This window comes from Stenotrophomonas sp. PS02298 (genome assembly GCF_029959445.1).
Classification (GTDB): Bacteria; Pseudomonadota; Gammaproteobacteria; order Xanthomonadales; family Xanthomonadaceae; genus Stenotrophomonas.
The window spans coordinates 1-8,136 of record NZ_JASCOR010000178.1 but is presented as its reverse complement, the minus strand read 5'-3'; the positions used below and the strand labels follow the sequence as shown (position 1 = coordinate 8,136).

The 8,136-nt window shown below is 64.7% G+C and carries 7 protein-coding genes; 5 read left to right on the top strand and 2 right to left on the bottom strand.

All coding sequences use genetic code 11. The annotated features are described in order from the left end of the window. Nucleotides 1-125: 125 nt before the first annotated feature. The 3 genes from QMX78_RS18465 to QMX78_RS18455 all read left to right on the top strand — a co-directional run bounded on the left by QMX78_RS18465 (nucleotide 126) and on the right by QMX78_RS18455 (nucleotide 3,515). On the top strand, nucleotides 126-1,163 hold the full coding sequence (locus tag QMX78_RS18465) for a DUF4380 domain-containing protein (RefSeq protein WP_282272286.1): 1,038 nt from the start codon (nucleotides 126-128) through the stop codon (nucleotides 1,161-1,163). Between the two features lie 229 nt (nucleotides 1,164-1,392). Further along, entirely contained in the window at nucleotides 1,393-2,997 is a 1,605-nt protein-coding gene (locus QMX78_RS18460) for a glucan biosynthesis protein D (RefSeq protein ID WP_282272284.1), read from the top strand. Nucleotides 2,998-3,161: 164 nt separating this feature from the next. Then, nucleotides 3,162-3,515 (top strand): hypothetical protein, encoded by a 354-nt coding sequence (locus QMX78_RS18455; protein ID WP_282272282.1) that lies wholly within the window; start codon nucleotides 3,162-3,164, stop codon nucleotides 3,513-3,515. Nucleotides 3,516-3,664: 149 nt separating this feature from the next. Here the strand turns inward: QMX78_RS18455 and QMX78_RS18450 are convergent, their stop codons facing one another. Next, complete coding sequence (locus tag QMX78_RS18450) at nucleotides 3,665-4,285, bottom strand: thymidine kinase (protein ID WP_282272281.1); 621 nt, start codon at nucleotides 4,283-4,285, stop codon at nucleotides 3,665-3,667. 76 nt (nucleotides 4,286-4,361) lie between these two features. Here QMX78_RS18450 and QMX78_RS18445 point away from each other — a divergent pair, with 76 nt between their 5' ends. Further along, on the top strand, nucleotides 4,362-6,344 hold the full coding sequence (locus QMX78_RS18445; RefSeq protein WP_282272288.1) for a UvrD-helicase domain-containing protein: 1,983 nt from the start codon (nucleotides 4,362-4,364) through the stop codon (nucleotides 6,342-6,344). Nucleotides 6,345-6,711: 367 nt separating this feature from the next. Then, the gene (locus QMX78_RS18440; RefSeq protein WP_282272279.1) at nucleotides 6,712-7,233 is read left to right on the top strand and encodes a GNAT family N-acetyltransferase; all 522 of its coding nucleotides are present in this window, start codon (nucleotides 6,712-6,714) and stop codon (nucleotides 7,231-7,233) included. A gap of 110 nt (nucleotides 7,234-7,343) precedes the next feature. On the opposite strand, the gene QMX78_RS18435 is transcribed toward QMX78_RS18440, so the two are convergent. Continuing rightward, on the bottom strand, nucleotides 7,344-8,009 hold the full coding sequence (locus tag QMX78_RS18435; RefSeq protein WP_282272277.1) for a DUF480 domain-containing protein: 666 nt from the start codon (nucleotides 8,007-8,009) through the stop codon (nucleotides 7,344-7,346). Nucleotides 8,010-8,136: the final 127 nt, after the last annotated feature.

The window sequence follows — 8,136 nt, the reverse complement described above, 5'->3', positions numbered from 1 at the left end:
GTGCCGAGCTATGCTCGGCAGGAGCTCTACCGGTAAGGCCTCTGCCGAGCATGGCTCGGCACTACAAGAGGCGCCGGCCGCTGCAAGCTCTGCCATGATCCGCACTGACCCGCAGGAAGCACCCAATGCAGCTGCATCATCGAATCACCCTCTGTCTGCTATTGCTGCCAACACTGGCGATCGCACAACCCGACACCCCGGCGGAGGACCACGCCGCAGTCCTGGAAAGCAGTGAGCTGCAATTGCAGGCGACCTCCGCCTTCGGCGGCCGGGTGCTGTCGCTGCAGCGCAAGGGCGAACCCAATTTCCTGCGCACGGGCGCAGCGGTCCGCACACAACCGGATCCGGTGGTAAACGCCAGCAGCGATGACATCGCCTACCTGGGCCATGACGTCTGGGTTGGTCCGCAATCGCAGTGGTGGCTGCACCAGCAGATCAACCCCGAACGGCGGGCTGCTGCTGCCAACTGGCCGCCGGACCCATGGCTGTCACTCGCACCTGCGCAATGGCTGCAGCGCGATGCCGGGCAACTGCGTCTGCGCGGCGCCGCCAGCCCGGTAACCGGCATGCAACTGGAGAAGACATTCCGGCTTGATCCCGAGCGCGCCGACACCGTGCAGCTGCAGGTCAGTGGCCAGAACATCCGCGACACGCCGGTCGCCTGGGACCTGTGGTTCAACACCCGCGTCCACCCGGCTACCCGCGTGTTCGTGCCGGTCAGCATGGCCAGCGACATCCGTGTCGAAGGGGCGCCCGATCCGGGCATGCCGGACCATCGCTTCGAGGATGGCATGCTGGTGCTGCAGGCCGGTGCCAGCAGCAGGGGGCCACGTGGCAAATGGTTCGTGCAGCCTACGGTGGGCTGGATGGCAGGCTTCAATGGCAGTCAGGCGTTGATCGTCCGTTTTGCGAAACAACCGCGTTCCACCATCCACCCTGAGCAGGCGCAGGTGGAGCTGTATCTGGATGCCGGCGGTATCGTGGAAGGCCTGTTGGAGATGGAAGTGCATGCGCCTTACCGTGAGCTGCAAGCCGGGGAGCGGATGCAGGCAGCCGAGCAATGGACCCTGTTGCAATGGGATGGGGGTGATGACGCGGCGGCACAGCGTGGATTCCTGTGCGCTCATGCGGCCGCGTTGCAGTTGGCAGGTGCTTGCCGGTAGAGCGCAGCCCTCGCTGTGCTTGGGGCATTGCCGGTAAAGCCTCTGCCGAGCATGGCTCGGCACTACCGGCTTCTGCTCCCTCCCTTTGCCATAGGCAAGGGGAGGGTTGGGGAGGGGTTGGCTTTTCGCCGGTTGGCTGAAGCGGATGTTCATCCGCCGCCCGTCTCAAGGCTGTCGATTCACGTAATTGCGCCTACCATGCAGCGGTCCCCAACTGGCACGTCTTTCCATGCAACGACGCGACTTCCTGCGCAACGCCGCTGCCGCCCTGGCGGCATTCGGTATTCCGGCCTTCAGCGCCTGTGCGGCTGGCAAACCCGCCCAGCTGGGCCTGCGCCGGCTGGGCCAAGCGCAGCCGTTCGACTTCGCCACGCTCAAGGGCCAGGCCCGCGCGCTGGCGCAGGCGCCGTACAAGAGCCACAAGCGCACCCTGCCGGGCGCGCTGGAGAAACTCGACTGGGATCAGTACCAGTCCATCGGCTACCGCCAGGACCATGCGCTGTGGGCTGACCAGCCCGGCAAGTTCCAAGCAAAGTTCTTCCACCTCGGCCTGTACTTCCACTCGCCAGTGCGCATGTTCGACGTGGTCGATGGCAAGGCACAGGAACTGGCCTATGACGGCGCGGCCTTCAACTACGGCAGGAGCGGCATCCACGATGGCGAGTTGCCGGCCGACCTCGGTTTCGCGGGCTTCCGCCTCAATACCCGCAGCGATACCGACCGTGACTTCGCCGCCTTCCTCGGCGCCAGCTATTTCCGAGCGGTAGGCAAGGAAGGTCAGTACGGGCAGTCGGCGCGTGGCCTGGCCATCGATACCGGCATGGGCCGCCCGGAGGAGTTCCCGGACTTCATCGCCTATTACCTGGAACAGCCTGCCGCTGATTCGGACACCATCGTTGTCTATGGCCTGCTGGATTCACCCAGCGTGGCCGGTGCCTATCGCTTCGCCATCACCAATGGCGATGTGCTGCTGATGGACATCGACAGTGCGTTGTACCCGCGCAAGGAAATCGAGCGGCTCGGCATCGCGCCGTGCACCAGCATGTACCAGGTCGGCGAGAACGACCGCCGCATGGATTGGGACTGGCGTCCGGAGATCCATGACACCGACGGCTTGTCGATGTGGAACGGTGCCGGCGAGTGGATCTGGCGGCCGCTGTGCAATCCGGCCAACCTGCGTTTCAACATGTTCGTCGACAACAATCCGCGCGGCTTCGGCCTGCTGCAGCGTGACCGCAACTTCGACCATTACCAGGACGATGGCGTGTTCTACGAGAAGCGCCCCTGCCTGTGGATCGAACCCAAGGGGCAATGGGGCGAAGGCTCGGTGCAGCTGGTGGAAATTCCCACCGTCGATGAAACCTTTGACAACATCGTCGCCTTCTGGAACCCCAAGGCCAAGCCGCAGCCGGGCCAGGAACTGCTGGTCGGCTATCGTCTGTATTGGGGCGCCGAGCCGCCGGCACGTTCGCCGCTTGCCCATTGCGTGGCCAGCCGCACCGGCCTGGGTGGCATCATCGGCAAGAAGCGCGAGTATTTCTCGTGGCGTTTCGCGGTGGATTTCGAAGGCGGCGAACTGGCCAGCCTGATCGACAAGGCCGACGTCGAGGCGGTGGTGGAAACCAGCCGTGGTCGCGTGGAAGTGGTATCGGCGCGCCCGCTGCGTGAAATCAAGGGCTACCGCGCCATGTTCGACCTGGTGCCGCCGGACGGCAGCACCGATCAGATCGACGTGCGCCTGTACCTGCGCAGCGGCGGCAAGACCCTGACCGAGACATGGTTGTACCAGTACACCCCGCCGGCAGCCGGTGCGCCGGAGCGGACGTTGTATTGATCAAGGGCCGGGTAGGCGCCACAGTGCTGGGTACCCGGAGCGCTGGCTTCGTTCGTCCTTGGTGGTGATGGATGCGTACAGACCAAGTGGCACCTACACCGCCGAAACTGCGTCAACGGAGTGTGACGTTTACGCTTCGGGGCTTTTCCGCAGGGCCCGAGCAGGTGACTGCGCGGTTGGGCGTGGAGGCGCAAGGTCTGGGTTCGGCAGGGCAGGTGCGCAGGCCGGGTCAGTCGCCGTTGAAACGGTCCTATGCTTTATGGCGGGTTTCGCTGCCTCCATCCGCCCCTGTGTATTCGATGATCCCAGCGGTCATCGCGCATATGGGCGGTGAGCAGGGCATCCTTCGCCTGTTGCTGGATGTGGCGCCCGAGTTTGTTGAAGTGGATCTGTTGCTGCCAGTGAAAGATTCGGAGGAGCAGGAAGGGGGCTTCATCTCCAAGGAGGATCTGGCCTGCCTTGCGCGATTAGGAGCCAGTATCTCCTTCAGCTTCACAAGCCGCTTCGAATCAGAGTGAGCTACGGATGCACTCGTTAGCTTGGCGATCGCAATCTAGAGCCCCCTTGAGTCAAGGGGGCGCGCCGACAGGCGCGGGGATCTGGGTGGTGATGAGCCGGGGCCCGCGGTTTGCGGCGCAAACCGTGGGGTAAATACGCGAATGCGTGTTTACAGCGGCAGCGGCGCCTGCATGGGATCAATGCGCCCTTCACCGCGGGTGATCTTCTTGAACTCGGCGCGGCTCACCGACACATATCGGTCATTGCCGCCGATCTCCACCTGCGGGCCGTCTTGCACGGCAAAGCCATTCTCGTCCACGCGCACGGTCATCGTCGCCTTCTTGCCGCTGTGGCAGATGGTCTTGATCTCCTGCATCTCGTCGGCCCAGGCCAGCAGGTACTGGCTGCCTTCGAACAGTTCGCCACGGAAGTCGGTACGCAGCCCGTAGCACAGCACCGGGATGCGCAGCTGGTCGACCACCTCGGACAGCTGCCATACCTGTGATTTGCTCAGGAACTGCGCCTCATCCACCAACACGCAGCCGAGCCGGCCGTGGGCGGCAATGTCCTGCTGGATCAGCTTTTCCAGGTCGGTATCGCGCTCGAAGGTGGTGGCTTCAGCCTGCAGGCCGATCCGCGAGGCGACCACGCCGGTGCCGGCGCGGTGGTCCAGGTGCGGGGTCAGCAGGGCGACGCGCATGCCGCGCTCGCGGTAGTTATGCGCGGACTGCAGCAGGGTGGTGGTCTTGCCGGCGTTCATCGCCGAATAATAGAAATAGAGCTTGGCCATGCCGCATTTTACCGCGCCAGCCGGCGCTCACGGGCGATGGCTTACACTGCCTGCCTGCGACTGAAACCACCCCATGCTGGACTCCCTCAATCCCCCCCAACGCGCGGCGGCTGTGCACGCCGAAGGTCCCCTGCTGGTGCTGGCTGGTGCCGGCAGCGGCAAGACGCGCGTGATCGTCGAGAAAATCGCCCACCTGATCGGCATTGGCCGCTACAGCGCCCGCCGCATCGCCGCGATCACCTTCACCAACAAGTCGGCGAAGGAAATGCGCGAGCGAGTGGCCAAGCGCCTGCGCGCCGAGGACGCAGCCGAGGTCACCATCTGCACCTTCCACGCCTTGGGCTTGAAGTTCCTGCAGATCGAACATGAACAGGTGGGCCTGAAGCGCAACTTCTCCATCTTCGATGCCGATGATGCCGGCGCGCAGATCAAGGATCTGCTGGGTGGCAGCAATGCCAAGCCCGACGACATCGAGGACATGAAGAACCTGATCTCGCGGGCCAAGAACTCCGGGCTGTCGCCCGAGCAGGCGATGGCGGCGGCACGCAGCAACCGCGAGAAGGACGCGGCGATGGTCTACGAGCTGTACCAGACCCGCCTGACCTCGTTCAACGCGGTCGACTTCGATGACCTGATCCGGCTGCCGGTGCAGGTGCTGGAAGAGCACCCGGATATCGCCCTGGCCTGGCGCGAGCGCATCGGCTACCTGCTGGTCGACGAATGCCAGGACACCAACGATGCCCAGTACCGCCTGCTCAAGCAGCTGGCCGGGCCCGCCGGCAACTTCACCTGCGTGGGCGATGACGACCAGTCGATCTATGCCTGGCGCGGCGCCAATCCCGAGAACCTGCAGCAGATGGGCGTGGATTACCCCAAGTTGCAGATCATCAAGCTGGAGCAGAACTACCGTTGTTCCAACCGCGTGCTGCGCGCGGCCAATGCGCTGATCGCGCACAACCCGCACGAGCATCTGAAAACGTTGTGGTCCGACCAGGCCGATGGCGAACGCATCCGTGTGTGGGAATGCCGCAACAGCGAACACGAAGCGGAAAAGGTGGCGGCGGAAATTCACTTTCTCGCTACCAGTCGCAAGATTCCGTGGAGTGATTTCTGCATCCTGTTCCGCGGCAACTTCCAGTCGCGTCCGCTGGAAAAAGCGATGCAGCTGGTCGGTGTGCCGTATCACCTCAACGGTGGCACGGTGTTCCTTGAACGACAGGAAGTGAAGGACACGCTGGCGTGGCTGCGCTTGATCGTGAACCCGGACGATGACACGGCCTTCATGCGCGCGGTGCAGTCGCCCAAGCGTGATGTCGGTGCAAGCACGCTGGCCAAGTTGGCGGAGCTGGCGTCCGAGAAAGACATTCCGATGGCGCAGGCCGCCGAGAGCATGGGTGCGCTGGCCCAGCTCACTCCGCGTGCGGCCAACAGCCTGAGCAAGTTCACCGACATCCTGCGCGCGCTGCGCTTGGACATGCGGCAGATGAGCTCCGGCGATCTGGTGCGGCGCGTGGCCAAGGACTCGGGCATGCTGGCCGAACTGCGCCACGCGGCCAAGGACACTGCCGGCTATGAGCGTCGCGCCAACAACCTGGAAGAGCTGGCCTCGTGGTTCGAGAGCGGCCCGCGTGGTGCCAGCGCCGCCGACATGGCCGCGCAGCTGGCGCTGATCTCGCGCAACGACAAGGATGACGGCGGCAACCAGGTGCGGATGATGACGTTGCATGCGTCCAAGGGCCTGGAGTTTCCGTACGTGTTCATCGTCGGCTGCGAGGACGGCGTGCTGCCGCATCAGGTCAGCCTGGACGAAGGCAACCTGCAGGAGGAGCGGCGCCTGCTGTACGTGGGCATCACCCGCGCCAAGATCCAGCTATGGATGAGCTTCAGTCGTTTGACGCGCAAATTCGGCGAGCACATCCGGCTCAAGCCGAGCCGGTTTTTCGATGAGATTCCCGCCGGTGAGATCCAGCGCGATGGTGCCGATCCGGTGGCCGATGCCGCGCACAAGCAGGAGCGGGCCAAGGCCGGATTGGCAGCGATTCAAGCGCTGTTTGATTGATGCTTGCCTCCTCCTCTTTGGCGAAGCCAAGGGGGAGGCGGGGGTAGCCTTGGTCCCGGTCTTGCGCTCTGATTGGGGCGCCCCTCAGCCTCCCTTGGCCAAAGGAGACGGCGGTAGTGCCGAGCCATGCTCGGCAGGGGCTTTACCGGCAAAACCAGAGCACCCCTCCCCAGCCTTCCCCTCTGCTGTGCAGAGGGAGGGGGCATGGCTTGGCCCCTCCCCTTTGGCGTAGCCAAGGGGGAGGCTGGGAGGGGGTAGCTTTGAGCCTTGGCTTTGCGTTCTGATGGGGGCTCAGCGCGAACAGCACCCCTCCCCAACCCTCCCCTTGGCTGCGCCAAAGGGAGGGGGCAAAAGCAACGAGCCCTCCATGTCCCTGATCCAAACCGAACGCCTGCAACTGCGCCTGCTGCGAGACGACGACGGCGATGCCGCCGCGATGCTGCAATTGCTCAACGAACCGGGCTTCCACCAATACATCGGTGACCGCGGCGTGCGCACGCTGGAGCAGGCGCGCGAGTACGTGCAGAAGCACACCTTCGGCAGTTATGCCGCGAATGGCTTCGGTATGTATGCGATTGAACGCCGCAGTGATGGCGCTTGGTTGGGCAACGCTGGGCTGGTACGACGCGATGGCCTGCCCAGTGCGGATGTTGGTTACGCCTTGCTGGGTGCCTACACCGGCCAGGGCTATGCACTGGAAGCCGTGCAAGGCGTACTTGCCTACGCGCGCGGCACGCTTGGCCTGGGCGAACTGCGCGCGATCGTCTCGCAGGGCAATGCGCGCTCCGTCGCGCTGCTGGAGAAAGTCGGCTTCCGCGATGACGGCACCGTGGTGCTGCCGGGCAAGGACGAACAACTGCTGCTGTTCGTGCACACGCCACAAGGCTGAATCGCGTAGCCCGGGTAAGCGCAGTGCACCCGGGGGCATGGATCTACGGCTCGTTCCGGTTTTCCGCCAACCGCCCCGGGCGCGCTGCGCTTACCCGGGCCACGGCCAGCTCAGCCGCCCAGTTGCTCCTGCAATGCCGCAAGCTGTTCCTGCAAGGCAGCAACGGTCGCCTCCAGCTGCTGCACGCGCTCTTCCAAGGCGCTGTTGTCAACCGTGGCAGCAGAACTTGCCGGCGCACGGTACTGCGCCGCCAGGGCATCCACATCCACCGCACCGCACAGCAGGTGCATGAAGCGGTCTTCGCGCTGGCCCGAAGCACGCGGCAGCTGCACGACCAGGCCACGTTGCTGCATGCGGTCCAACTGGTGGCGCAGGTCGGCGGCATCGGCGAACTTGGCCATGCGCTCGGTGCGGATGGTCAGCTCACCGGCGGTCTGCGGGCCGCGCAGCAGCAGCAAACCGAGCAGGGCGACCTGCTGGCGCGGCAGGTCGAGCTTGGGGCCGGCGAGGTGTTCGTAGCGGTCCGCGCGCGAAGCGAAGTGCTGGCGCACCAGGCCCAGTGCTTCCAGTTGGCGCAATGCGTGCTGCACCTTGCCGGCTTCCAGGTTCATCACCGGCTCGCGCGCGGTTTTCTGGTTGGCGGCCACCTGGGTGGCATTGACCGTCAGCGGATAGGTGTCCGGGGTGGTGGCCTCCTTCTCGATCAGGCAGCCCAGCACGCGCGCCTGGGCGGCGTCGAGGATGGGGAAATCGGGGGTCTGGCTGGTCTCGGTCACGTCCGGGCTCCGGTGGTGCTTGGGGGGCGCAAGCATAGCTGAGCGGGCAAAACCGGGGTCAGGGGCTAAACCGGGGTCAGAGTCGGGGGTTGGTGCGGGAGCCCCCCGCCGGGTGGGTTTAACAAAA